The sequence below is a fragment of the Bacillus sp. MUM 116 genome (assembly GCF_001866655.1).
Lineage (GTDB): Bacteria > Bacillota > Bacilli > Bacillales > Cytobacillaceae > Neobacillus.
Genome location: NZ_MLYR01000047.1, coordinates 1 through 25,483, shown reverse-complemented (window position 1 = coordinate 25,483; position 25,483 = coordinate 1). Strand labels below are relative to the sequence as shown.

The window sequence follows — 25,483 nt, the reverse complement described above, 5'->3', positions numbered from 1 at the left end:
GTCTGTTGATGTAAAAGTAAAAAATAAGACTAAAGAAAATATTTGTTTTGAAAGGTGAAGTTGAGGATGATTTATTGTTGCGATGAGCATGTGGATATTGCATTAGATACGGTTGTAAATGAGCACGAAACATTTCCGGTATTAACAAAACTGGATGTGGATAATTTATCAACAACCTGTGAATATTGTCAAAATAACGCTGTATATATTGTGGCGAACAAGTGATTCCATACAAGATGTGGATAAAAAATGTGTATATGTGGATAACTTCTGTGGATATGTTGTTTGTAAGCTGTTTGTAATCATTTTGTAAAGGGCTGTGGATTGTGAATATCTCGATTGTGACGGTTGGCAAATTAAAAGAGAAATATTTAAAACAAGGAATCGATGAGTATTTAAAACGATTATCCGCTTATGCAAAGGTGGAAGTAATCGAGGTCGCTGATGAAAAGGCACCAGAAGAATTAAGTGAGTCAGAAATGCTCCAGGTAAAACAAAAAGAAGGCGAACGGATTTTGGCCAAAATCAGTGCGGATGCCCATGTGATTGCACTAGCGATTAACGGCAAAATGCAGTCCTCTGAAGAGCTGGCGGAGACGATAGATAAATTAGCGACATATGGAAAAAGTAAGATTGCCTTTGTGATCGGAGGATCGTTGGGGCTGAGTGAGGAAGTAATAAGGCGGTCGAATGAGCAATTATCGTTCTCAAAGATGACTTTTCCACATCAATTAATGAGGTTGATCCTAGTGGAGCAGATTTACCGGGCGTATCGGATTAACCGAGGGGAACCATATCATAAGTAAATGAGGTTTATAATGTACAATCATAGGTAATAAATAAGGCTTCTCCAAAGAGAAGCCTTAATAGTTGAATATGGTTACTAGTATGACCATATGCTAATTTTACCTTTAGATAGATGATTACTTTGAATCATTTATCGATTGCAAGCAGGAATAACTTCTTTAGGAATTGGACACTGATAGGTATCGCCGCTTAACCGCAGCTTATGTTCTATTTTGCATTTCTCCAGGAGTTCAGGATTTTTCATCACTTCAAGTGCTGTTCCTGCCAAAACTTTTCCTGCCTGAAGCATTCCTTTATGAGCAATAGATGTAGCGCCGATTGTAACAACTTGCCAAGTATGTGCCGGTGTTCCTAAAACCCAGCAGGCTGTACCAACTTGCACTGTTGGTACAATCCAACTTACATCTCCAACATCTGTCGAGCCTCCGAGTGGTTTATCGGCTAAATCATCAGAGTATGGGTTATTAATATCGGAAATCGCTTTATCCTTTAGAGCCTCAGCTACTTCATTTGGTAGATTGTTCATTTCATTTTCCCGATCTCCATCCGTTAATGTAGCATGAAGCTGTTCGGCAAAATGGATTTCCCCTTCATCATAAATCGGAGCGCCAATTTCACTCATTACTTCAGCCATTTTAGCGTTAAGAGTTGTATTGGGAATCAGGTTGGAGCAGGCTTTATCAAAAACAAATTCTACCTCTGTTTCTGTCATAAGCGCTGCGCCTCTAGCAATCTTGCAAACTCTTTCGTAAATTTCTTTAACTTGCTGCGTTTTAGGTGCACGAATTAAATAAAGAACCTCTGCTTCTCCTTGAACCACATTCGGAGAAAATCCGCCTGTGTTCGTGATAGCATAATGGACTCTTGCTTCTGAGATGATATGCTCACGTAAGTAGTTGACTCCAACGTTCATCAGTTCAACGGCATCAAGTGCGCTTCTTCCCAAGTGTGGCTGAACCGCAGCATGGGCACTTTTTCCTTTGAATTTAAAGTATACTTGGTAATTAGCTAATGATTTTCCCGGTAAAATGGTATTGGTGGTCCAAGGATGCCAACATAAAGCAAAGTCGACATCATGAAAGCATCCGGCTCTTGCCATAAAAGTTTTCCCGGAACCCCCTTCTTCAGCTGGACATCCATAATATCTTACCGTCCCATTTAATCCATTCTGTTCCATCATATCTTTTAGAGCAACCGCAGCAGCAAGCGAACCGATTCCTAAAAGATTGTGCCCGCAGCCATGTCCATTCCCGCCTGTTTCAATTGGCTCGGGAAAGGTAGAGCCGCTTTTTTGACTTAGTCCTGAAAGGGCATCATATTCACCAAGAATGGCTACAACAGGGTTTCCGGTACCAAAGCTGCCAACAAAAGCAGTAGGCAGGTCTGCAATTCCTTTTTCAACTGAAAATCCTTCAGATTCAAGCGTTTGACAAATGAGCTCAGCCGATTGTACCTCTTGGAAACGTGTTTCTGCAAATTCCCAGATTTGGTCACTGATTTGTATGAACGTGTCTTTTTTTTCTTCAATGATCTCGATTATTTTTTTAATATCACTCATGCTGCATTACTTCCTTTTTGTTGTGTCGAATTTGTTTTTAAAAATAAACTTGTCAAGATAGGGATTACGAGAGAGAGAATCAATAATGTGAAAGCTCCTGAGTAAGAACCTTTAAATAAAGTGATCATGTACCCCATTAAAGTTGGTGCAATGGTTCCTGCCATTTGTCCTCCAAAATACATAATTCCAACTGTGGTTCCCATTGACTCTTGAGAGAAATATTTTAGTGGAAGAGCAAGGACAACAGAGATGAGACCAACTCCAAAATAGGCTAGGCAAAGGAAGGTAAGCGCCATAGGAATAGAGGCTGCATTCATTGTGAAGTAAAGTGAGAAAATCCCAATGAGAGAACCTAATATAATAATGAACTTTTCTTTCCCCTCTGCCATTTTATCTAATGCCCAGGAGCTAACGTTGATTCCAATAAGAGAAAATAAAATGGGAAGCATAGAAATAAAGCCTGTTTTCACTAATTCAAGATGACGCACGTTTACCCAATAGGATGGCAGCCAAGAACTTAACCCCCAGTTCACCATGCTCATGCCAAAATAAATGAGCATTAACTTCCAGGCAAGCGGATTTTTTAAGACGTTTAGATAAGATACTTTTGGCTTGTCTTTTTTACCTTTCTCCTGAGTTCTTTCAGGGAGGTATTTCCACATGAGAAGAAGAAAAATAAAACCGAGCGAACCAAAGATATAGAACATTACGTTCCACCCAACGCTTTTAATCAGTAAGGCGGCAAGAAGAGTAGCAATGATGGCCCCAATCTGTGTCGCGCTTGATAACAGTCCTTTTGCTCTTCCGCGTTGTTCTTTAGGAAAGTTTTCTGCTAAAGCAACAGAACTGGCAGCGGGAAAGCTTCCTTCCCCAAATCCAAATAAGAAGCGAATGACAATTAAAGACAGGAACGACCAGGCGAAGCCTGTAAAAATGGTAAAAACAGACCATACAATTAACGAACAAAGGATAATTTTTTTTGAACCATATTTATCCGTTAGCCATCCTCCAATTAATTGCATAATGGCATAAGCTAGAAAGAAACTGCTGATGATCATTCCCGATTGGGTGGGATTTAAATGAAATTGTTTAGAAATGGAGATAATAGCGACATTCATAGAATTTTTATCCAAATAGTTGACAATCCATGTTAAAAAAAGAAGGGTTAAAACAATTGTTTTGGTTTTCTTGTTGTATACGCTGTCACCCATTAAAAAATCATCCCTTTCATGATGTTTAAAATTATTTATTTTTGGAAACATTTAAGACATGTCTTAAAAGAATTATAACACCAATTAAAAAAATTACAATAAAATTTCAACTTAAAATTTTCAGAAAATTACAGGTGGTTAGTATTAAATCAAGTAAACTAGTATAATAATGGTACTTGTAATGATGAAAGGAGCGGAAATGGCTTATGATTAAAATTGGCGTAATTACGACTCCTCATTCTCTTGAAAAAATAAAGCAAATAGAACCAATGATCCGGGACCAAAGTGAATTGATTTTCATTCCTTATCGGAAAATTAGCGAGATTAAGGATCTGTATGAACAATATCAGCCGTTTTGTGATGGGTTTGTCTTTAGTGGAGAATTGGGTTATAAAATACTGAGCAAGAATACTACACTTTTGCCAACTCCAACATTTTATCTGGATATACCCGAAGGGGATTTTTATAAGCATTTATTTTCTATTAGCAATACAAATAAAAATTTAAACTTTTCAAGAGTTTTTATTGATTTTATAAGTGAAGAAAATGACTATATGGGTCTAAAAGGAGTATTAAAAGCGGATGAATTCCCTTATACAAATGATCTTGAATTTTCAGATGGTATTTATGAAAGGACTTTTGAGAAGCATCTAACATTATGGAAGCAGGGGAAGATCGATTTATCGATTACGCGTATGAGTAATGTGGTTGACCGTCTCGAGGAGTCAGGCATACCGTATACTTTTATTTTCCCTTCCACAGAATCTATAGTGGAACAGATGAAGCAAATCATTACTGAGGTACAGCTTGCTCATTTATTGGACAACCAGTGGGCAATTGGGATTATCACGATTGAAGGTCAAGATTCGATGTCTGATTTGGATTTCAAACAAATTCTCCTCCATAAAGCACTCATGGAGTACAATGATCAAACCAATGCACTATCTGTCATTCAAAAAAAGCATGACTGTTTTGAAGTGATTACCTCCTATGGAGAACTCAAAGACTTAACAAAGCAGTTTACGCAATGTTCTGTTCTTGAATACCTGAATCGGACGCTCCCATTCAATACATATATAGGTTGGGGAATCGGTTCCACATTGTATCAAGCTAAAACATCTGCTGAAAACGCAAATAAAGAAGCTGAATTACATGAGATTTCTTGTACTTATGTGATTACTGCAAATGAAGAGATCGTTGGCCCGCTTGGAGAAGACAATTGCATACAAATTAACAATACAGTTGAACCGCAGTTAGAACAACTTAGTGAAAAATTAGAAATATCGACCTTACAAATCAAAAAAATTATGGCGGTCATTTCCAAGAATCAGGCCGATGAGCTAACTGCAGACGATTTGGCCTATCACTTGAAGATTACTTTACGTCAGGCCAACCGAATTTTAAATAAGCTTGAGGAAAAGGGAGCAGCACATATCTCGTACAGGAAACAAGAAAAACTTAGAGGAAGACCCAAAAAGGTTTATAAATTGAACTTTCTTGATTTAGATTAAACATTTTGAAAAATGAAGTGAAGTATGACGCCTTTTTATTAACCTCATTTAGATACGTTACGGTGAACCATATCACAAATAGTGGTAAAGCAGAGATTTGAGTTAATTATCGATAAATCGATGATGGAATTGTTTAATATATAAAACTTATTGAGTGAAATAAAACGGCAGCAAGTGCAGCCGTTTTATTTTATTATTAATTCTCAGATTTAGTTGCTTCAGCTTTTGCAAGGTAAAAACTATATTCTAGTCCTTTTTGCTTTTGAGCAACAACTATTTCAGGCCGACTGCGAATTGGTTTTCGTTGTTTTCAAGTTTTTCGGTTTCATAAATATATCACAGATAAAAATAGTTTTTTATTGGAGCATTGTAAAATTTTCTCTAAATGAGAGTTTAAATGGGATTTTTATTTATGTGCTTGACAAATTATTTAACTACTACTAAAATTAAAAATTATTTAGCAATAGTTAATAAAATTTAATAATTAGCAAGCTATGATTGCTATGGATAACACTATAGCAGGAGCAGCTTCTGGAGAGATCGCAAGAATTTTGCGGCGCCGAAGGGTTCACAATCTCAGGCAAAAGGACAGAAGAGTACTGAATATTTATTTGTTGTGTTGATAATATTTAGCATAACAAATATTATTTATTATTCTTTTGGAAAAGAGATTGGAGGATATCCAATCTCTTTTTTTATTGTTTTAACTAAAATATTTAATTAGGGGGAGTTAGGATTGGCACAACAAGAATTAAAGAGGGATTTATCAAATCGTCATGTCCAACTAATCGCAATTGGAGGCACCATTGGTACTGGATTATTCTTAGGATCCGGTAAAGCCATCCAACTGGCAGGTCCATCCATCATCCTTGCTTATTTAATCGTAGGAGTCGCCGTTTTTTTTGTTATGAGGGCGCTAGGAGAACTCCTATTGTCTAAAGCAGGTTATCAATCTATTACAGACATTGCTGAAGACTATCTTGGACCTCGGTTTGCGTTTGTAACCGGATGGACCTATTGGTTTTGCTGGATTATGACTGCTATGGGTGATGTGATTGCTGTTGGTGTTTATGTACAATATTGGTTTCACATTCCACAATGGATACCTGCAATCGTCTGTTTGATGATTTTACTAGGACTAAATCTACTAACTGTAAAGATTTTTGGAGAATTGGAGTTTTGGTTTGCTTTAATAAAGGTAATAACGATTCTCGTATTAATTGTCATTGGGATTATATTGCTGGTGATGGGATTCAAGACAAGTCAAGGTGTGGTTACGATTAAAAATCTTTGGGAACATGGGGGACTTTTTCCAAACGGAATCTCAGGTTTCTTACTTTCATTCCAAATGGTTGTATTTGCATTTGTCGGTGTGGAATTAGTAGGTGTTTCGGCAGCGGAAACATCGAATCCAGAAAAAAATATTCCATCGGCTATAAATAAAATTCCTTTAAGGATTCTATTTTTCTACGTTGGTGCGCTTATTGTCCTTTTATGTATTAACCCGTGGACGGCATTAAATGCAGCAGAAAGTCCTTTTGTTAAAACGTTTAGTTTAGTCGGGATTCCGATTGCAGCAGGAATTATTAATTTTGTCGTATTAACTTCAGCAGCTTCTGCTTGTAATAGCGGAATGTTTTCAACAAGCCGTATCCTATATAGTTTAAGCAATAATAACCAGGCGCCATCTAATTTTGCAAAACTAAATAAAAATCATGTCCCAGGTAACGCGTTATGGATCTCCACGCTAGTTCTATCGGTGGGAGCTCTTTTGACCAAGCTTATTCCGGAACAAGCTTTTGGAATCGTGACAACTATTAGTGCTATTTGTTTTATTTGGGTTTGGGGTGTCATTCTGATTTGCCATTTAAAATATAAGAAAACACGTTCAGAATTACAGGCAAAATCAAAATTTAAAGCGCCATTCACACCATTTATTAATTACGTTGTCCTAATCTTGTTTGCCATCATTCTCATTATTATGCTGTTTGCTGAAGTTACACGGCCTGCCCTTTTGTTAACACCTCTATGGTTTATTCTATTATTTACTTGGTATTCATATAGGAAGAAAGAAGAAAAAAATATTAAATTATCAGCATAGAATAAAATAAGTGCCTGCCACCACCCGCATTTTGTCGGCTTCATTCGAGGAGGGACAGGCACAATTTTTAAATAAGGTTTTTAATTCACTTTATTTTTTTTGTAATATGGTGTATAAACAGATATTGTATTTGTAGAAATTATTAAACGAGCTAGCGGAGGAAATAAATTATGACTAACTTGCCTAATTGTCCAAAATGTCATTCAACATATACTTATGAGGATGGAAATCTTTTTGTTTGCCCAGAATGCGGCTACGAGTGGAATGAAAAAATGGACAATAGTAAAGATAATAGGTCGGTTAAAGATGCACATGGTAATATATTAAACGATGGTGATACTGTCACAGTCATCAAAGACCTTAAGGTAAAAGGAAGTTCATCGGTTTTAAAACAAGGTACTAAAGTAAAAAGTATACGCTTGGTTGATGGAGACCATAATATCGATTGTAAAATTGAAGGCTTTGGAGCAATGAAATTAAAATCGGAATTTGTTAAAAAAGCATAAATAATTTCAGGGGAATAGGCTTTACATTGTTTATTTAAATATCATATCATTTCAGAAAAAACTATTTAGGCTGTCTACGGTAAACCGTACAATAAATAGGGGCAGTTTTTATTTTTACAACTACAGAAATCGAAGGAGGAAGTGAACGTAAGTGATCAACATAACCATTCCAAAACCAAGTGTTACTATTACTAAACAGAAGAACCCAGAGGTAAGTAATATTTATGGGTTTACAGATTTCCACCTTATTCCTAGAGATAAGGGTGGCATTTTTATGTTTTATAACAATAAACAAGAGCTATTATTCGTTGGTAAAGCAAGGAAATTACGACAAAGAATTAAAAAGCATTTTGAAGATACTGTATCCCCAATTAAAATGCATAGAGATGAAGTTACTAAAATTGATGTTTGTATAATTGAAGACCCTGTACATAGAGAAATTTATGAAACGTATATTATTAATGAACTCAAGTCGAAGTACAATATAGACAAGATATTTTTTAGGTGAATCTTCATTAATAAAGGCAATAGGTACTGATAAATAAGTCAGACCTATTGCCTTTTATAATTGATATCTTAAAGGATGTGCTGGTATTGGAACGTCAACACACAAAACCAAAGACCTATATATATACATATGCTTGTTATGAGGATGAACGCCAACTGTGTGCTTTGGAAATGCGCTCATTATTTGGGAAAGAGTCACAAACTAGCATCTTGGAAAGCCATGTAAAAATTGATCCAAGTCGAAGTCCGTTTATTAAGGATAGACTTGCTGTAATTTATGAGGGGCAAAGTCTTCAAAATCTCATTGAACAAGTAGCAGCCCTACAAGTAATTGGGGAAACGTTCAAAGTATATTATGTAAAAAATGGTAGTCCTTCAAAAAATGTAGAGGAAGGATTTGAGAACCGACGTGCAATTGAGAAGGAAATAGGATTACATATCAATGGTGTGGCTGATATTCATCACCCAAAGCGATTGTTTGGCGTCATGAATGTAAACGGAAGATGGGTATTCGGAGATTATGTTAAAAGTGAGTCTGTTTGGTTTCGACATCAACAGAAGCCGCATAGTTATTCCACTGCGCTCAACACACGTGTGGCAAGAGCAGTTGTGAATATCGCTATTCCTAATCCAAGTGGTATAAAGGCAATTGACCCTTGCTGTGGAATTGGGACGGTACTTGTGGAAGCATTATCAATGGGGATTGACATAGTGGGGAGCGACAGGAACCCTCTTATTCTTGGTGGAGCCAGAGAGAATATTGCCCACTTTGGGCTTTCTGGAGAAGTGAAATTAACAGATATCTGTGACATCACAAATCAATATGATGTAGCGTTTATCGATTTACCCTACAATTTGTGTTCTGTTATAACACCTGAAGAGCAGACCGAAATGCTCCGAAGTGCGCGCAGGTTTGCTAGAAAAGTCGTAGTGGTAACCGTTGAACCAATCGATGAAATCCTCATAAATGTTGGGTTTTTCATTATTGACCGCGCTGTTGTTAAGAAAGGGTCCTTTACTCGTGAAGTGATTATCTGTAAGTAAGTCTTTAATAATTTATAAAATAAAACCTCATTTAGATACAGCACTGGGAGAACCGTATCATAAGTAAATGAGGTGTTTACCTCTCAATTGAAGGAGCAGACACATTCAAGAGGCATTAAATGGAATGGGGGATCCTTTATATTCAACTCATAAGTAAAGGATGCTTAAATGTGCATCCTTTACTTTGTGACAGTTTGCTTGAATTGGAAAAATTAAATATATTTATCTATTATCCAGACGCATTATTTCTTTATTAAGCCAATCTCAACCAATCTTTCATACAAAAAGTCGCCAGCTGTAATGGCAGGATATTTTTCTGGATTATCTTCAGAAATACAAGATGGAATGGTTTCTAATAAGCAAGTGCTATATGGATGTACGAAGAAAGGCATAGAATAACGAGCTGTGTTTTCTCCTTCAGGGTTCACAACGCGATGCGTTGTGGCCGGGATTACTTCATTTGAAATACGAGATAACATATCTCCAGCATCGACAATAATTTGTCCTGGCTTAGCTTTTACTGGCATCCATTCCCCTTCACGTGTTAACAGTTCTAGTCCTGAAGCAGTGGATTCCACTAATAAAGTAATTAGATTAATATCTTCATGTTCGGCTGCGCGAACGGCATTTGGATCCATTGATTCCTCTAACGGAGGATAATGAATCGATCGAAGGATACTATTTCCATCTTTGATCATATCAGCAAAGAAGTTAGGGCGAAGATCAAAATGCATCGCAAGTGCTTCTAGCATATTACGTGCCACGCGCTCTAATTCACTGTAAAAGTTTACAGCAAATTGTTTCAGTTCAGGAACTTCTGTTGGCCAAATGTTGGCAGGATATTGACTAGTAAGCGGATGGCCTACAGGCAGTTCTTGTCCAACATGCCAGAACTCTTTTAAATCGCCAACTGTACGGTTTTTAGCATGCTCTTTACCAAAACCTGTGTATCCACGTTGACCTCCGTTAATTCCTTCATATTGTTTTTTTATATTTTCATCTAGACTGAATAACTTTTTCCATAGCTCGTAGTTTTTTTCAATTAGCTTAGGATCAATTCCATGGCCCTCTAAAATGATAAAGCCTGTCTCTTTTAAACCTGCAGCAAATTCTTCTGCAAATGCAGCACGTTGTTCTGAATTCCCGTAGGTGAATTGCTTTAAGTCTAAGGTACGAATGATTTGATTTGTCATCTTCTTTTTGTCTCCTAACAATTATGTAAGCGTTAACAACCATATAAAAGTACCACAACATTAGTGTAAGCACAATAGAAATATCATAGTATTGTATTTTACCAATATTTCACATTTTAAGGGGGACTAAAACCTCATTTAGATTGATCATGGTGAACCTTACCAAAAGTAAATGAGGATTTTTGCGAAAAAAAAATAAACAGCACCCTCTAGTTTGATGGAGAGGTGCTGTATTGTTATTTGAAGGCCTAGATGAACATTTGTTTTTATAAATGGTTGTTTTTGCTCTTGCGATGAATTTAATTTTATTGCTCAATCAGGATTTTCTTATCCATATTAAGAAAAAGAATGACCAAATACAAAAAATGGCTGAATTTCTCCACTTGTGCTTTTGCTTACTTTAATATTCTCCTTTAATTACAAAATACGAGCCCCGAATGGTTCCAGCGAGTTTAGATTTCTGCCTAGCGAACTTAAACTTCCCTTCTAACTCCTTTGGTACCTCCATCCCCTCAGAAAGCTTAAAACCAACGGCCCGTTTCTTAGAGTCATCAACCGTATACATGACGTTGACCGAGAGACCATCCTCATAAAAGACGTAGGCCATTTTAATATTTTCCACTTGAAAATGCGACGTTTCTAAAGGTTTGGCCGCAAACTCAATATCACGTTCTTCCTTCAAAATTCGGTTCACATAATCAAGGGTCTCCTGGCTTTCGCTGGCTGGTACAACCGTAAATTCATGCTTGTATTTGTTCATAAAGTAACGGGCTTCATTAGCACGTAAACCAGCAAGCGCATTTACTACAGGTGAAGACTCTAACCCAACCGTAGACACATTTTTAAAATCAACGATATAGGACAATTCCAATCCCTCCTTTTATATCTTTATTTCCTGACAACAGGAATCCACATTTCACCAAATACTAAGCCGTTTCGCTGCCCCATCTCAACCGTTGCATTTGGCCCGCCAACATAGGCAACATTCTTTGCTTCTGCCAAGGCTTGACCAAAGGCAATGCCAGTAAGCATATTACTCAACTCATCAGCCGTATTCCCTTCTCCTTTTACAACTAGGTATTCCCCCTTAGGAAATTGGATAAGTCTGGATTCTTCTGATATCGATGCATCTGTCATGACGCCGGCATAATGCATCATCTTGTTATTCACCGCTTCGTTCACGGCAAAAATGTAGTCATTAGTGGCAATTGCCTTTAAAGTGTCAAGCCTTCCATCTTGTTTGACAGCGTGCCAAAAGTCTGCCTTTTCCTTGGTTATGCCAGCAAAGTCTGTATAATTGCTCTTAAGCTCAGTTCCAATACCTAAAACGGTAAAGCTGTCTTTTTCTTCTAGAGTATAATCTGCCATATTCAAAACCTTCCTTTTTTAAAATTAATCAAATGATTTGTTCTTTCACTTGATAAGTTTATAATAGCCTTAAATCATGTCAAAAAATGATACTGTTTAGGAGGTGCGCAGCTGAATGAAAAAAGTTGAACGGATTAATACCATCATGCGGTATATCAACAACCGCGCCCACTTTACAATTTCTGAAATCATGCAAGAATTTAACATCTCTCGTTCGACAGCTATTAGAGATATCAGAGAAATTGAAGCCATGGGGATGCCACTTGTCGCTGAAGTTGGAAGGGATGGGGGATATTTTGTCATGAACAACTCTGTCTTGCCCACTGTTCGCTTTACCGATAATGAGATTAAAGCTCTTTTTATTGCCTTTATGGCCACAAGAAATCAACAACTCCCTTATTTAAAGAGTCGTCAGTCTTTAGCTGAAAAATTACTAGGCCTCATCTCAGAAAACCAGCAAGATGACCTTGTTCTATTAAATCAAATCTTGCTTTTTGAAGGGACCAATCCAAATAATCCCGAATTACTTGAACTGTCAGACCTACCTCATCCTATTCTAGAAAAACTCATCCAAATCCTTCTTTTGGATAGTTATTTATTGATTACCTTCAAAGAAGAGAAGGTAATAAATTCTTATCCAATTTATCTCTTGCACCTTTATCATGAAAAAGGCCTCTGGATGATTGATGGCTTTGATTTAAAGGATGGTAAGAGGAAGGTTTTTCCTGTCGACAATCTCACCAATGTTGAACGATACCCTACGACAAAAAAATTAAGTAAGAAAAAGATTTTAGAAAAACTAAGTAAGCAGGAGGAAGTAATGAACCTAGTCCTTGAACTTGGTCCAAAGGCGATTGCCCAGTTCAAAAAATACCATCCTTTAAAAGTTTCAATTTCCTATACGAATCCTTACCAAACCACAGCCATTCTAAAGACATTTATCAATGTTAATAATCGCGAAGAATTGACTGAAATAACAAATTGGCTACTTTTTCTAGGTGGGGATATCAAAGTCAGGGAAGTGCCAGAAGAAATCTTAGAAGGTTTACAAGAGAGACTATGCTTATTCTGCCCAAAGCAGTCTTAATTAAAACCCCAATAATTTTGGGCTTGGCCAGTGGTCAATTACCCTTTATTTTCTCACACCCAGAGGGGATAAAGTTTTCTAAAATGTTGGAAATGCCTTAAAAGGGTAATAGCACTTTTATTAGTACTGCTCTTAACGTAAAATAAGAAAAACCGGTCAAGTGACCGGTTTTTTATACGATGGGTAGTTGGGTCTTATTTCAGTTTAAACAAAGTCATTTGACAACACCCCTCATTCAATGGAGGGAAATAACCTAGTAATTGGGAACTTGGGATTCAATCTTCAATCCTTCAATCCTTCAATAGAGTGAAAATATTTTAAGCTACTACTTGCTGAAAACAGGGATCATTAAAATAGATAACTTCAGAAAGGATTTTACAGCCCTTCAAGTTTTTAAGAGCCTCTCTTGCCTCTTCTTCGGTTTCAAATTCAAACTGAGATATATTTGAATCTAAATAATGAGTTATAATCCACATAAAAATTCCTCCGATTTTTTTAAGTTATTTATGTCTTGTCAAAATGATGTCAATAAACATGGTTAAAGTTTACCCTTAAAGATGATTTAGCTTTAATGAAGTTTCAATCAGGGTTTTAAGAAGTAATTATTCATTGCTACGGTTAAATGATAATGTAATAATAGAAATAAATAAAATTCCAAAAATTTATAATTAGATATAAAAAACTTTTATATGGAAGAATTAGGGTGAAATTAGTGGATTATCGTGATTGGGAAATACTAAAGGTCCTCTATAGTCAGAAGAACCTAACGAAAGCAGCACGGCTTTTGTTTATTACCCAGCCTGCATTAACCAATCGTTTAAAACACATGCAGGAGGAATTAGGTGTCAAAATCGTAACCCGCGAAAGCAGAGGGATCCATTTTACCCCAGAGGGAGAATATCTGGTTGAGTGTGCCGATAATATCCTTGCTCAATATAACAAAATAAAAGAGCATGTTCGGAATATGAGTCAAACGTCTGGCAATGAGGTTGTAGGAACACTGAAATTAGGGGTATCCAACTTTTTTGCCAATTATGAACTGCCCTATATTTTGAAATTATTTAAAAGCCAGTATCCTCATGTGGAATTTAAAGTGGTTACAGGCTGGAGTAAAGATGTAACGAAACTTATACACAATAAGGATGTTCATATCGGCTTTGTTCGCGGCGACTATAGCTACCGGGGACTAAAGAAACATTTATTATTGGAAGAAACCGTTTCTGTTACGTCGAGGGAAGCGATTGATATTGTGGATTTACCTAATCTCCCCAGAATTGACTATAATGGAGATTACTTATTAAAATCATTAATTGATAATTGGTGGGCCGAAAATTATTCACAGCCCCCTTTTATCAGTATAGAAGTGGACCAGGTTGATACTTGTAAGGAAATGGTTTTAAATGGATTAGGCTATGGCTTCTTGTCCAGTCGTATACTTAAAGATATAGATGATTTATATAAAATAGTTTTAACAGACCAAAAAGGAAATCCTATTTTACGCAGAACATGGATGTACTATCATAAAGAATCCTTAGAATGGAATGTCGTGAAGGCTTTTGTGAATTTTATTGAGACATTGGTTACAAAAGCTTTTAAAAAGGTTTAATCCATTTTGTTAACGCTGATATCCAGATTTAAATTCTCAAAGTTAAATTAAAGCCCCATTTAGGTATTTTACGGATAACCGCACCATAAAAAGGTGCGGTTTTTTCTTTTATTTGAATAATGAATAATGGAGGGCAACATATAAGTTTAAGAATAGTGGTTACCGGGATAGGAGCAGTCACTCCTTTTGGATATAAAAGAAGCAAGGAGAATGGACCGATACAGTCAGTTCGCTGTTGCGGCAAGGTTGATAAATATCAAAAAGTACGAGGAACTCGTTATGAACATCCCTTCTTCATACATATATTACTTTAATAAGGGGTGAAAAAATGATGGTGAAAAAACCAATAAATTCTTTAAATATTACTCAGTTTTTATCTGCTTTTGCTGATAGTGTCATTATCGTTATTATTGCTTTTATGTTGAAGGAATCGATTGGGACGAAAGATGATCATAATCCTTATATTTTTTTAGTTGAAACATTCTTCTTATTTGCCTATGTATTATTTGCCCCATTTGTGGGCACATTCGCTGATCGAAATGCGAAATCAAAGGTGCTTTTTACAGGGAATACGGTGAAAGTCATAGGAATATTATTGTTGATATTAGGATTTAGTCCAGCATTAAGTTATGGGGTAATCGGTCTCGGAGCAGCGATCTATGGCCCTGCTAAATATGGTATTTTAAAAGAATTAACAAAAGGGAATAAAGAACTACTTGAGGCGAATGGCAAGTTAGAAGGTTTCACGATTTTAGCGATTATCATGGGGACGGTTGTTGGCGGTATTTTATCTTCTTATACTGTATTTGGAAAATTCTTTTGTTTAGGCGTCTATATAATATCTGTTTTGTTGGCATTAAATATCCCCGCCAAAGGCGGAAACAAGAAGTTAAATTATAAAAAAGAAGCATTACAATTTTTCCAAGATGTAAAATTTGCTTTTCAAAATCCTCGACTGAATTTTACCCTTGTCGGAAGTGGTGCTTTCTGGATGATCTCTGTGGTCATAAAAAATGCATTATTTCTGTGGATCCCTCTAAACCTAGGAATTAAAAGCGGTTTTCCTTTATCTTTAATTATTGGAATGACTGCTATAGGTATTGTCATTGGATCATTACTAGCTAGAAAATATACATCCGTTGAAACGTTTTACCGTGCAAATGTGTATGGTTTAATTGTTGCCGGGTTTGCGATTATTTTCCCGCTCATTTACGGCCATACTTTAGTTGCGCAAATTTTCGTCTGTTTATTGCTGTTAGGTCTTGGAATATTCGCTGGTTTATTCATTATTCCTTTAAATGCTACGCTTCAAGAGGAGGGTAATGAAACACTTGGTGTTGGTAAAACAATTGCCGTCCAAAATTTTGTCGATAATACGATGATGTTATTTGGCACATACACTGTCTATCTTCTCAATGCTCGATATGGCTTTTCCGTAATAACTTCCCTTGTTACATTTGGTGTTATTTATTTCTTATTTATTTTGTATTTAAGATATAAATCTAAAAACTTTAAAGGAGAAAAGGCTAGGTCCCTCGACACATGAGGGACTGGTCATTTTATATATAAAATGGGTGATTATGGACATTTATTATTTATTAATAAAATGTTCATATTTTCGATGTATGATAGTTTTTGGATTTTCTAATTCCTAAATCAATTTTTTAAAGAGCAAAATCCAGTCTTGTGCCGGATTTTGCTTTTCGGGAGATATTATGGTGTTCCAATGAAGTTCTGAACATCTATATTCCTAGAAAAAGGGGAGAATGATGAAATCATACAAGTATAGGTCACATTTACTTTTTATAAAAGATCGGCCTCTAGAAATAGGAGTTTTATTGCTTTTTATTTTACCGCCTTTTGGTATGCTGTGGCTTTTAATTATGGGGTGGCATCATATTCAGCGAATGATGAAATCTAGTAGTAAATTCCCATTCAATGTGACTGTCTTTTTCTTTATTTGCTTGATGGTCTCAACGATTGGTGCTGCAATTACTGCCAAAAAACTAGAATATGGTCTGGTTTTTGCTTTGTTGCTTGGATATCTCGGCTTATATTTACGCGCGAAAGAAAGTATCCGAATTTCAATGTTTAAAAGATATCAATGGATTGTAATTGCAGGAGGATGTTATTCCGTTCTTACGAGGTTTCTTCCAGAATCACTTCGGGCACACCCCATTTGGGGACTCCTTTTAGGAACTAAATGGATTGGTGGGAATATGAATGACCCCCGCTTAGTGGGAAGTGAATATAATCCAAATTTTGCTTGCCTTTTGCTGCTTATATCTTTTTCACTCGTTCTTAGTAAACTGTTAAGAAAAAAGGAAATTTTTAATTCCTTAAAAAGCATGGATTGGTTCTTGGTCTTATTTTTAGGTTATGGAATCGTCGCAACTCAATCGCGAGCCGGCGTCATTACGATGGTCATAATCTTTCTTTTGTTCTTGTTTCGGTATCGAAGAAAGATTGGATTTTGGGTAAGCGGTGCCGTGGTATTTCTACTGCCATTTCTGCTGCATATCTTGCCCCGGTCTAATTTGATTGGAAAGTCTACCTTGGTTAGGGGACAAATATGGGAAAACAGCATTCGTATTTGGGAGCAACATTTCTTTTTTGGCACTACTCCAATGGGATTTCAAGCTGCTTATTCAGCCTTTGGAGCACCTGTACCACATGCACATAATATATTATTAGCTTTTTTCTCTGAATTCGGAACTCTTGGAGGTCTTGGATTTGTCGTTCTTCTGCTTTGGACGGTGGTAAAGTACCTGTCTTTGGTCAAGTGTTCTTCAGACCAAAAGATTATGTTGGAAACTTTAATTCTTTCACTACCCATATTACTTTTCACCGGTATTTTAGATCACCCATTGTCGTCACCGCAAACGGCCTTGGCAGTAATCCCTCTCCTATCTTTTTGGGACAGGTATACTGAGCATTTAGCTATATTGGACTATGAAATCAGAATGGGTAGTATATATCGTTTTTTTCCAGCAAAAATATTTAAGTTTATCCATAAGTAGGAATAGAATAACGAAAAAGAGCAAAACCTGCTAGTCTACGTACGAGTTTATAAACCATTTAAGCCTATTTTTAATCTTCACTGAGTTAATGATCATTGTCCGAATAATTTAAGATGTTCATAATTCATTAAGAAAATACGGATTTAGAGGAGGTGCATGAATTTTTTCATGCGCCTCCTTATTGTGTTAATAATATTGTTATTTACTCTTTGATTTAATTTTTTCTCCAGATTATCGGAACTACTTAGCTTAAGAAGTTGTGGTTTTTTCTTTAATTACTTTAAAAATACAAACTCTTCTTTTTAACACTGTTTTTGAATTATAATTTGAATAATGAATAGAGGAGGGCAACATATGCTTAGAAGAATAGTGGTTACCGGGATAGGAGCAGTCACTCCTTTGGGGAATGATGTGACCGCGACATGGAATAATATTAAAAATGGTGTATCGGGAATTGGTCCGGCAACGATATTTGATGTAGAAAAAGTGGATATTAAAATTGCTGCAGAAGTAAAAAACTTTGCTCCAGAAGAATTTATGGATAAAAAAGAAGCAAGAAGAATGGGCCGCTACAGTCAGTTCGCTGTTGCGGCAAGTAAAATGGCTGTAAGGGATGCAGGTATTGAGATTGGTGTGAATATTCAGCCTGAACGGGTCGGAGTTTGGATTGGGTCAGGAATTGGCGGCTTGGGTGAGTTTGAGGAACAACACCGGAAATTTATCGAAAAAGGTCAAAGAAGGGTCAATCCGTTTACGATTCCGATGTTTATCCCGGACATGGCAGCAGGCCAAGTCTCCATCGAACTTGGAGCAAAAGGAATCAACAATTGTTCAGTGACAGCTTGTGCATCGGGCGCTAACTCAATTGGTGATGCATTCCGAGCGATCCAAAAAGGGGATGTGGAAATGATGATTGCCGGCGGAACAGAGGCAACGATTACAGAAATGACCGTTGCAGGATTTTCGAATATGACTGCTCTTTCGAAAAATCCAGATCCAAATTCGGCTAGCCGGCCATTTGATAAGAATCGTGATGGATTTGTTATTGGGGAAGGCGCTGGAATTTTGGTACTAGAGGAATTAGAGCATGCCCTAGCACGTGGTGCACACATCTATGGTGAACTGATTGGGTATGGTGCTACGGGTGATGCTCACCATATTACGACACCTGCACCAGAAGGAGAAGGTGCACAGCGGGCCATGCAACTAGCATTAGCAGATGCCGGAATCTCTCCAGAACAGGTGGATTATATCAATGCTCACGGAACATCCACCTATTATAACGATTTGAATGAAACATTAGCTATCAAGGAAGTTTTCAAGGAGCATGCTTATACCCTTTCAGTCAGTTCTACAAAATCGATGACAGGACATATGCTGGGAGCAACAGGTGCCCTTGAAGCAATCTTTTCTCTATTAGCCATTAAGGAAGGGCTCCTCCCTCCAACGATTAATTATGAAACACCTGATGAACAACTTGATTTAGATTATGTTCCCAACGTGGCGAAGAAGAAGGATATTCAAATCGCACTATCAAACTCATTAGGATTTGGCGGGCATAATGTCACATTAATTTTTAAGAAGTTTAGTCAATAAACTGTGTACCATGAATGCTGCTGCAAGCATAGGACTGCTGGTAAATGCTATTTTGGACTAGCTTTATTAGCTGTAGTAACTGTGATTCCAAAATAAAAGAAGGTGTCACGAAATCAATAAAAGAGAGGAAGGCTAGTTAATAGACCTTGATTTTTTCATGTTTCTAGGCATTGTGGACAGAATTCCCTCTTTTTACAAGCTTTTTAATTACCTTAATGCTATCAAAATATTTTAATATACAAATAATAGTGTTACACTGTAAATAGGTTATATTTTATCCAGAAAAGGTGTGTGACTAGTCGAGCCCCTGGCTTGCTGTGATGCCTAAGTGGGAGCGTCTACATCCTTTCTGCAAATCTTAGGGGATAAGGGACGGTTAAAATGAGTAGCAAACAAACAAAAACAGACGTTATTTTAATTGGTGCCGGAATCATGAGTGCGACTCTGGGGACACTCTTGAAACAATTAGAACCGGACTGGAATATTACAGTGTTTGAGAAACTCGACAAAGCGGGAGAAGAAAGTTCTAACGAATGGAATAATGCCGGAACAGGCCACTCCGCACTATGCGAGCTTAACTATACAGTCGAAAAACAGGACGGATCTATAGATATTAGCAAAGCGATCAATATTAATGAACAGTTTCAGGTTTCAAGACAGTTTTGGTCTTATCTTGTGAACAAGGATCTGATAGGTAATCCGCAAGAATTTATCAGACAATTGCCTCATATGAGTTTAGTATTTGGAGAAAAAAATGTATCATTTTTGAAAAAACGTTTTGAAGCGCTTTCTAAAAATCCTCTGTTCCAAGGGATGGAATTTTCTGATGATCCGAAGAAATTGAAGGAATGGATTCCACTTACTATGGAAGGTCGGGCATCGAATGAACCTATAGCTGCTACAAAAATCGACTCTGGAACAGATGTCAACTTTGGTGCATTATCGCGCATATTGTTTGACCAATTAAAGAATCAAGACGTTGATATTAAATACAAACATCAAGTGGATGATATTAAACGTAATAGCGACGGCTTATGGGAATTGAAAGTGTGGAATATGGATACCGGTGCAATCGAACGCCATACAGCAAAATTTGTCTTCATCGGCGGTGGCGGCGGGTCCCTGCCTTTACTGCAAAAAACAGGTATTCCTGAAAGCAAGCATATTGGAGGATTCCCTGTAAGCGGATTATTCCTTGTATGTAACAACCCGGAGGTAGTAGCGCAGCATCATGCAAAAGTATACGGAAAAGCAGCAGTTGGTGCACCTCCAATGTCTGTGCCGCATCTTGACACACGATTTATTGAAAACAAAAAATCATTGCTTTTTGGACCATTTGCCGGCTTCTCGCCCAAATTCTTAAAAACTGGTTCCAATATGGATTTATTTGGTTCTGTAAAACCGAATAATGTCTTAACGATGTTAGCGGCAGGTGCGAAAAATATTCCATTGACAAAATACTTGATCGGGCAGCTTATGTTATCGAAAGAACAACGGATTGAAGAGTTACGAGAATTTATTCCGAACGCTAAAAGCGAAGATTGGGATATCGTGGTAGCGGGTCAACGTGTTCAAGTAATCAAAGATACTGAGGCTGGCGGCAAAGGAACGCTTCAATTTGGTACGGAAGTTGTTAGCGCAGCTGATGGCTCAGTCGCTGCATTGCTCGGTGCATCTCCTGGTGCATCTACCGCCGTTTCCGTCATGTTTAAAATCATGGAAAAATGCTTCCCGCAACATCTAAAAGAGTGGGAACCGAAAATAAAAGAAATGATTCCTTCATATGGCGTGAAACTCGTGGAAAACCCAGAGCTTTTCAACGAACTTCATACTTTTACAGCTTGGGCGCTTGGCCTAGGCGAAGGTGGTTCAACAACTAACAACGAGAAAGATTTGCAGAAAAAGGAAACTGTATCTGTTTAAAACGGTTAAAAGGGCATCATTATGGGCTGTTTGCAAAATTTGTCGACAGCCCTGTATTTTTGTAGAATTTTATTCATTTTAAATTTGAAAAAGGTGATACAAATTTTTGTATCACCTTTTTAGGTGGGTTTGGACTCTTTTTTTAGAATCTAATTTCTGATAAACAACCGCAAGCAGCATTGCGGGAATGGTGCAAATAATCATCCCGATAAAGGAGTATCTTGGCTCCATTTCATATAAATATCCGCCAAAAATGGTGAACACCGCAGTGCTCCAGCTTAGTGCCAACGCAGAATATATACCCTGTGCCATTGGAATCTGCTCATGTGGAATATTTTTGATTAAGTATTTCATAAAGGCATAATGCGCCATTGCGAAGGAACATGCATGCAATGTTTGTGCGATACAGAATACAGTGATATTTGGAAAGGCAAATACGAATATCCATCGTATGGTTGAACCAAATGCTGCTAGTGTTAGTAGGGAGCCAACGGAAAACTTTTTGAATGCCGAATCGGCAATGAAAAAGAAAATGATTTCTGCAATCACGGCAATATTAATAATTACACCAATTAAATATTTGGGTGCGTGGATTTCTTGTAAATAAATATAGCCATAGCTGTAATAAGAAGCATGTGCTGCTTGCAATAAAATCACAATGATGAGCACTATACCAAAGTGCTTGATCCGAAATAATTTTAACATACCGCCTTTTTTTGTTTGACCCGCTTGCGGTTTTTTAGATAAAATAGCGGGCGCGCTCATTAAACCAAAACATACAAATACCAATGCGCATAGTAATAGCGCCCATAAAATCACATCGTCTCCAAGCGCCCCAGTAAAGATGGTCAAAATCATCCCAGCAACGACAAACCCGATTGACCCCCAAGAGCGGCTCTTCCCATAATGCCCTAATTGTTTACTTTGCACAAGAACGCTAGCTGTGCTATCTAATGCAGGCATCAATGGAGGGTAAACAAAATTCAAAAATAACGTTACGATAAGTAAACTTACAAAGGAATCAGCTGGAATATAACACAGAATGGCAATTAGTGTGGTGAAAGACATCCCATTTAGTAAGGTTTTACTACTGAATTTCCTTGATAAAAAAGGAAAGACAAATAATGTTGAAAGTCCTCTCGCAACTAATCCCAAACTCATAATCAAACCCGCTTGTGCAACCGTAATTCCTTTTGTATGAATCATCCACCCAGTCCAATAAGGGAGGAAAACACCCCATGTCATATAAAAACTGAAAAACTGTCTGCTCATCCAGCGTTGTGTATTCATTGTCAATCCCTCCGATGTTTGCATCATATCAAGATGATCCGTACAATAATATGAGATATCTCATATTTAGGGTGTGGATGATGGAAATATATAAAAAGGAGAAAAGGCAGTATTTTTTGGAGAGATTCTCCATATCACATTTATTTTCTTTTCCAATTGAAGAGTTTATGGAAGTACACGAATATAAGCGTGATGAATGGATTATTCGAGAGGGGATGCGGCCAGATTTTTTATTTTACGTCATTGAAGGAAAAGCAAAAATTTATGTCACGCATCACAATGGGAAAGTGTCTTTGATTAATTTTATCAATGCACAAGATTATATTGGGGAAATGGAGCTATTAAATGAGGTGTACTATACAAAAGGGATCCAAGCCTCCACTCAAACTATTTGTTTTGCGATTCCTTTTCATCACTACCTCACACAAATGTTGGAAGATGTGATCTTTCTTCGTGAACTGACCAAATTTTTAAGCATTAAAGCAACTCAAATGGCTGCAAAGTATTCTCAAAGTCTCGCCTTCCAGCTTGAAAACCGGCTTGCGGATTTTATCTTGCAAACTGCTGATGAAGAAGTATATAAGGAGAAACATGTAACGGTTTGTGATTTTCTAGGTGTATCCTACCGGCATTTATTGCATGTATTTGCCCAATTTTGCGATAAAGGGTATTTGAAAAAGGAAGGGCATCATTATCGCATTCAACAGCCTCATAAATTAAATGAGCTTTCTGAGATGTTGAGGAATGAATAATCAATCTTAACTTTTGTTCCTGCATCTATCTACGATAGACTTGAAAAAGCTGACCCAAAGGAGTCAGCTTTTTCAAGTGCCTTAAGGCTTGTAAAGTAAAACATAGTCTCCTGGTCCAATCAAGGCTGTGCCAATGCAAACTGCAATTAACACAAGATTGTATTCAAATCCGCCGTTGGTCAACCAATATCCATTTTTACCATGAACGGCATAAATGGCATCAATCATAACAATGACAATCATAATGGCTCCTAGCCAAGTTAGAACACCTGTAGCAAAAAGTAATCCGCCAATCAATTCAAACAAGCCAGCCAGGATTGCCCAGACCTTTGCCCCCTGTTCAAGCCCCAGGGTCTTTAGCCAGTTTCCCATTCCTTCTATTCCTGGTCCACCAAACCAGCCAAAAAGCTTTTGTGCTCCGTGTCCAAAAAAGGTTAATCCAATAACCAGTCGAATGATTAACAATCCGGTATTTACAAGTACCATATTTTCGGTCATGCACCTATCCCCTTCTGTGAAATTTATTTTAAAAGGAAAGCGTTATTTAAAAAGATATAGATGGCTTATTTTGGCTAAAAAAGACAATTTTTATTCGAAGGAGAAAAACTGGCCTAGAAGGAAACCTGGAAAATTAGAGGCTGCTTATTTTTACAGTGTTCATGAGTGGTGACAGTAACTGTTTTTTTTGTATAGTAGGAGGAAAGAACTATATGGATTAAGGAGGTTGGAACGATGCCGCATGAGGATGTCATGAAAGCAATCAAGCTGTTGGGGACAGAAGTGGCACCTCGTGTTCGCGAGGAAATTTCCAACTGGGAAAAGGAACGGTAACTTTTGAAATCAAAATTTTAAAAATTAAATAATTAATTTAGTTGATGGTTTAAAAAGAACTTGATAAAATGGAGGAAATAAAAAGGCTATGTGTAACTGGCGAAGCGCGGAGAACCGTGAGGGAGCACATAGTGTCGACAGCCGTTCGCCTGGGCAGAGGTAAGGGAAATATACCCCTTGCCTCTTTCTGTTTATTAGGAGGAGATAAAAAGGAAATAACTGTTGACTAGCGTATATATTTTTGATTATTTATAATAGTCTATAAGATTTAAAATCTAACAAACAAAAGAGGCGAAACCAAATGAGCACAGTAACTATAGAAAAAATAAAAACTATTAAAACCTTAAATGCTATTGCAGAAAGCGGGCTAAAAGTTTTCAATAAGGATTCTTTTATTATCGACAATGAAAATGAAAACCCGGATGCATTTGTTGTTCGAAGCTTCAATATGCATTCATTGGAATTCGGCGATCAATTAAAGGCGATCGCTCGTGCAGGCGCAGGTGTAAATAATATTCCCGTTGATAAATGTACGGAACAAGGAATTGTTGTTTTTAATACACCAGGTGCCAATGCAAACGCAGTAAAAGAAATGGTCATAACCTCTTTAATTGCTTCATCCCGTAATCTTTTTGCTGGTATAGCTTGGACAAAGGGGTTAGAAGGTGAAGGTGACCAAGTCCCGAAACTAGTTGAAGCGGGAAAGAAGCAATTTGTTGGCAAAGAAATTAAGGGGAAAACTTTGGGTGTTATCGGTTTAGGAGCCATTGGTGCGCTTGTGGCAAATGATGCACTAGATTTAGATATGGATGTCATCGGCTTTGATCCGTTCATTTCTGTTGATACGGCTTGGAATCTGTCTCGCAATGTAAAACGTGCTATGTCAATTGAACAGTTGTTCGCGGAATCTGATTATATTACAGTACATGTTCCATTTACCCCTGATACAAAAGGTATGTTTAATAAAGAAACATTTAGCATCATGAAGCCGGGCGTGCATATTTTGAATTTCTCCCGCGGTGAGCTAGTAAATGAAGTGGATATGGCGGTTGCACTTGAAGATGGAATCGTTGGTGAGTACATCACAGACTTCCCGAATGAAAATGTATTGCAAATGAAAAATACGATTGCCATTCCGCATCTGGGGGCATCAACACAAGAATCAGAAGAAAACTGTGCGATTATGGCTGCACGCCAGGTAAAAGAATTTTTGGAGACTGGAAATATCAAGAATTCAGTCAACTTCCCAAATGCCACCCTGCCATACACTGGTAAGAGACGTGTAACAGCTTTCCACTTAAATGTTCCGAACATGGTAGGGCAAATTACATCTGCCATTTCAGGCTATCATTTGAACATCGCTGACATGGTGAACAGAAGCCGCGGAGATTATGCTTATACCATGATTGATATTGATAACGAAGTAAACGGGGACATTCTTCCTAGTATAGAGGAAAAAATTAACCAAATTGAAGGAATTGTTACAGCCCGTATTATTTAATAAGACTATTTTCGCATAGATTGTGGTTTTTCGTACAAGTTCATCAACCCGTATAACTAAATGCTTCGTGG

Annotated in this window: 23 protein-coding genes and 2 riboswitches; of the genes, 15 read left to right on the top strand and 8 right to left on the bottom strand. The window is 37.3% G+C overall.

Annotation, left to right across the window (positions count from 1 at the left end; translation table 11 throughout):
- The first annotated feature begins 66 nt into the window (after positions 1-66).
- Positions 67-225: a CxxH/CxxC protein gene (locus tag BIV60_RS13340; protein WP_071356231.1), complete on the top strand. Its 159-nt coding sequence runs from the start codon at positions 67-69 to the stop codon at positions 223-225.
- Positions 226-326: 101 nt separating this feature from the next.
- A complete protein-coding gene (gene rlmH, locus BIV60_RS13335; RefSeq protein WP_071356230.1) occupies positions 327-806 on the top strand; it encodes a 23S rRNA (pseudouridine(1915)-N(3))-methyltransferase RlmH in 480 nt (159 codons plus the stop codon).
- Between the two features lie 131 nt (positions 807-937).
- Here rlmH and BIV60_RS13330 read toward each other — a convergent pair whose 3' ends face one another.
- Both BIV60_RS13330 and BIV60_RS13325 read right to left on the bottom strand, forming a co-directional pair.
- The gene (locus BIV60_RS13330; protein ID WP_071356229.1) at positions 938-2,365 is read right to left on the bottom strand and encodes a M20 family metallopeptidase; all 1,428 of its coding nucleotides are present in this window, start codon (positions 2,363-2,365) and stop codon (positions 938-940) included.
- On the bottom strand, positions 2,362-3,576 hold the full coding sequence (locus BIV60_RS13325) for an MFS transporter (RefSeq protein WP_071356228.1): 1,215 nt from the start codon (positions 3,574-3,576) through the stop codon (positions 2,362-2,364). Before BIV60_RS13325 ends, BIV60_RS13330 begins: the two co-directional genes overlap by 4 nt.
- A gap of 206 nt (positions 3,577-3,782) precedes the next feature.
- On the opposite strand from BIV60_RS13325, the gene BIV60_RS13320 reads away from it, so the two are divergent.
- From BIV60_RS13320 to BIV60_RS13300, 5 genes are all read left to right on the top strand, one after another.
- A complete protein-coding gene (locus BIV60_RS13320; protein ID WP_071356227.1) occupies positions 3,783-5,087 on the top strand; it encodes a helix-turn-helix domain-containing protein in 1,305 nt (434 codons plus the stop codon).
- 521 nt (positions 5,088-5,608) lie between these two features.
- A riboswitch (glycine riboswitch) is annotated at positions 5,609-5,689 on the top strand.
- Positions 5,690-5,823: 134 nt separating this feature from the next.
- Positions 5,824-7,188, top strand: coding sequence for an amino acid permease (locus BIV60_RS13315; RefSeq protein WP_071356226.1), 1,365 nt, complete (start codon positions 5,824-5,826; stop codon positions 7,186-7,188).
- 170 nt (positions 7,189-7,358) lie between these two features.
- Entirely contained in the window at positions 7,359-7,694 is a 336-nt protein-coding gene (locus BIV60_RS13310; protein ID WP_071356225.1) for a zinc ribbon domain-containing protein YjdM, read from the top strand.
- 151 nt (positions 7,695-7,845) lie between these two features.
- Complete coding sequence (locus BIV60_RS13305; RefSeq protein ID WP_071356224.1) at positions 7,846-8,202, top strand: nucleotide excision repair endonuclease; 357 nt, start codon at positions 7,846-7,848, stop codon at positions 8,200-8,202.
- 164 nt (positions 8,203-8,366) lie between these two features.
- Positions 8,367-9,245, top strand: a complete 879-nt coding sequence (locus BIV60_RS13300) for a TRM11 family SAM-dependent methyltransferase (protein ID WP_371261531.1) — start codon at positions 8,367-8,369, stop codon at positions 9,243-9,245.
- 242 nt (positions 9,246-9,487) lie between these two features.
- Here the strand turns inward: BIV60_RS13300 and BIV60_RS13295 are convergent, their stop codons facing one another.
- The 3 genes from BIV60_RS13295 to BIV60_RS13285 form a co-directional block, all read right to left on the bottom strand.
- Positions 9,488-10,438, bottom strand: a complete 951-nt coding sequence (locus BIV60_RS13295; RefSeq protein WP_071356223.1) for an isopenicillin N synthase family dioxygenase — start codon at positions 10,436-10,438, stop codon at positions 9,488-9,490.
- A gap of 400 nt (positions 10,439-10,838) precedes the next feature.
- Positions 10,839-11,303 carry a phage tail protein gene (locus tag BIV60_RS13290; protein WP_071356222.1) on the bottom strand — a complete coding sequence of 155 codons (465 nt, stop codon included), beginning with the start codon at positions 11,301-11,303 and terminating at the stop codon, positions 10,839-10,841.
- A 23-nt stretch (positions 11,304-11,326) separates the two neighbouring features.
- Positions 11,327-11,806: a GyrI-like domain-containing protein gene (locus BIV60_RS13285; protein WP_071356221.1), complete on the bottom strand. Its 480-nt coding sequence runs from the start codon at positions 11,804-11,806 to the stop codon at positions 11,327-11,329.
- Positions 11,807-11,921: 115 nt separating this feature from the next.
- On the opposite strand from BIV60_RS13285, the gene BIV60_RS13280 reads away from it, so the two are divergent.
- A complete protein-coding gene (locus tag BIV60_RS13280; protein WP_071356220.1) occupies positions 11,922-12,893 on the top strand; it encodes a helix-turn-helix transcriptional regulator in 972 nt (323 codons plus the stop codon).
- A gap of 317 nt (positions 12,894-13,210) precedes the next feature.
- On the opposite strand, the gene BIV60_RS29665 is transcribed toward BIV60_RS13280, so the two are convergent.
- Complete coding sequence (locus BIV60_RS29665) at positions 13,211-13,369, bottom strand: hypothetical protein (protein WP_177177291.1); 159 nt, start codon at positions 13,367-13,369, stop codon at positions 13,211-13,213.
- 236 nt (positions 13,370-13,605) lie between these two features.
- Between BIV60_RS29665 and BIV60_RS13275 the strand changes: the two genes are divergently transcribed.
- The 5 genes from BIV60_RS13275 to BIV60_RS13255 all read left to right on the top strand — a co-directional run bounded on the left by BIV60_RS13275 (position 13,606) and on the right by BIV60_RS13255 (position 21,038).
- Positions 13,606-14,499 (top strand): LysR family transcriptional regulator, encoded by an 894-nt coding sequence (locus tag BIV60_RS13275; RefSeq protein ID WP_071356269.1) that lies wholly within the window; start codon positions 13,606-13,608, stop codon positions 14,497-14,499.
- Positions 14,500-14,827: 328 nt separating this feature from the next.
- Positions 14,828-16,045 (top strand): lysophospholipid transporter LplT, encoded by a 1,218-nt coding sequence (lplT, locus tag BIV60_RS13270; RefSeq protein WP_071356219.1) that lies wholly within the window; start codon positions 14,828-14,830, stop codon positions 16,043-16,045.
- A gap of 223 nt (positions 16,046-16,268) precedes the next feature.
- Entirely contained in the window at positions 16,269-17,519 is a 1,251-nt protein-coding gene (locus tag BIV60_RS13265) for an O-antigen ligase family protein (RefSeq protein WP_071356218.1), read from the top strand.
- Between the two features lie 354 nt (positions 17,520-17,873).
- Entirely contained in the window at positions 17,874-19,115 is a 1,242-nt protein-coding gene (fabF, locus tag BIV60_RS13260; protein ID WP_083402236.1) for a beta-ketoacyl-ACP synthase II, read from the top strand.
- 381 nt (positions 19,116-19,496) lie between these two features.
- Positions 19,497-21,038, top strand: a complete 1,542-nt coding sequence (locus tag BIV60_RS13255) for a malate:quinone oxidoreductase (RefSeq protein WP_071356216.1) — start codon at positions 19,497-19,499, stop codon at positions 21,036-21,038.
- Between the two features lie 111 nt (positions 21,039-21,149).
- Here the strand turns inward: BIV60_RS13255 and BIV60_RS13250 are convergent, their stop codons facing one another.
- Entirely contained in the window at positions 21,150-22,328 is a 1,179-nt protein-coding gene (locus tag BIV60_RS13250; protein WP_071356215.1) for an MFS transporter, read from the bottom strand.
- Between the two features lie 80 nt (positions 22,329-22,408).
- Between BIV60_RS13250 and yeiL the strand changes: the two genes are divergently transcribed.
- The gene (gene yeiL / locus BIV60_RS13245; protein ID WP_071356214.1) at positions 22,409-23,080 is read left to right on the top strand and encodes a transcriptional regulator YeiL; all 672 of its coding nucleotides are present in this window, start codon (positions 22,409-22,411) and stop codon (positions 23,078-23,080) included.
- 81 nt (positions 23,081-23,161) lie between these two features.
- Here the strand turns inward: yeiL and BIV60_RS13240 are convergent, their stop codons facing one another.
- Complete coding sequence (locus BIV60_RS13240) at positions 23,162-23,578, bottom strand: DoxX family protein (protein ID WP_256218409.1); 417 nt, start codon at positions 23,576-23,578, stop codon at positions 23,162-23,164.
- 415 nt (positions 23,579-23,993) lie between these two features.
- A riboswitch (ZMP/ZTP riboswitch) is annotated at positions 23,994-24,073 on the top strand.
- 139 nt (positions 24,074-24,212) lie between these two features.
- On the opposite strand from BIV60_RS13240, the gene BIV60_RS13235 reads away from it, so the two are divergent.
- Positions 24,213-25,412, top strand: a complete 1,200-nt coding sequence (locus BIV60_RS13235; RefSeq protein WP_071356213.1) for a phosphoglycerate dehydrogenase — start codon at positions 24,213-24,215, stop codon at positions 25,410-25,412.
- The last annotated feature ends 71 nt before the right edge of the window (positions 25,413-25,483 follow it).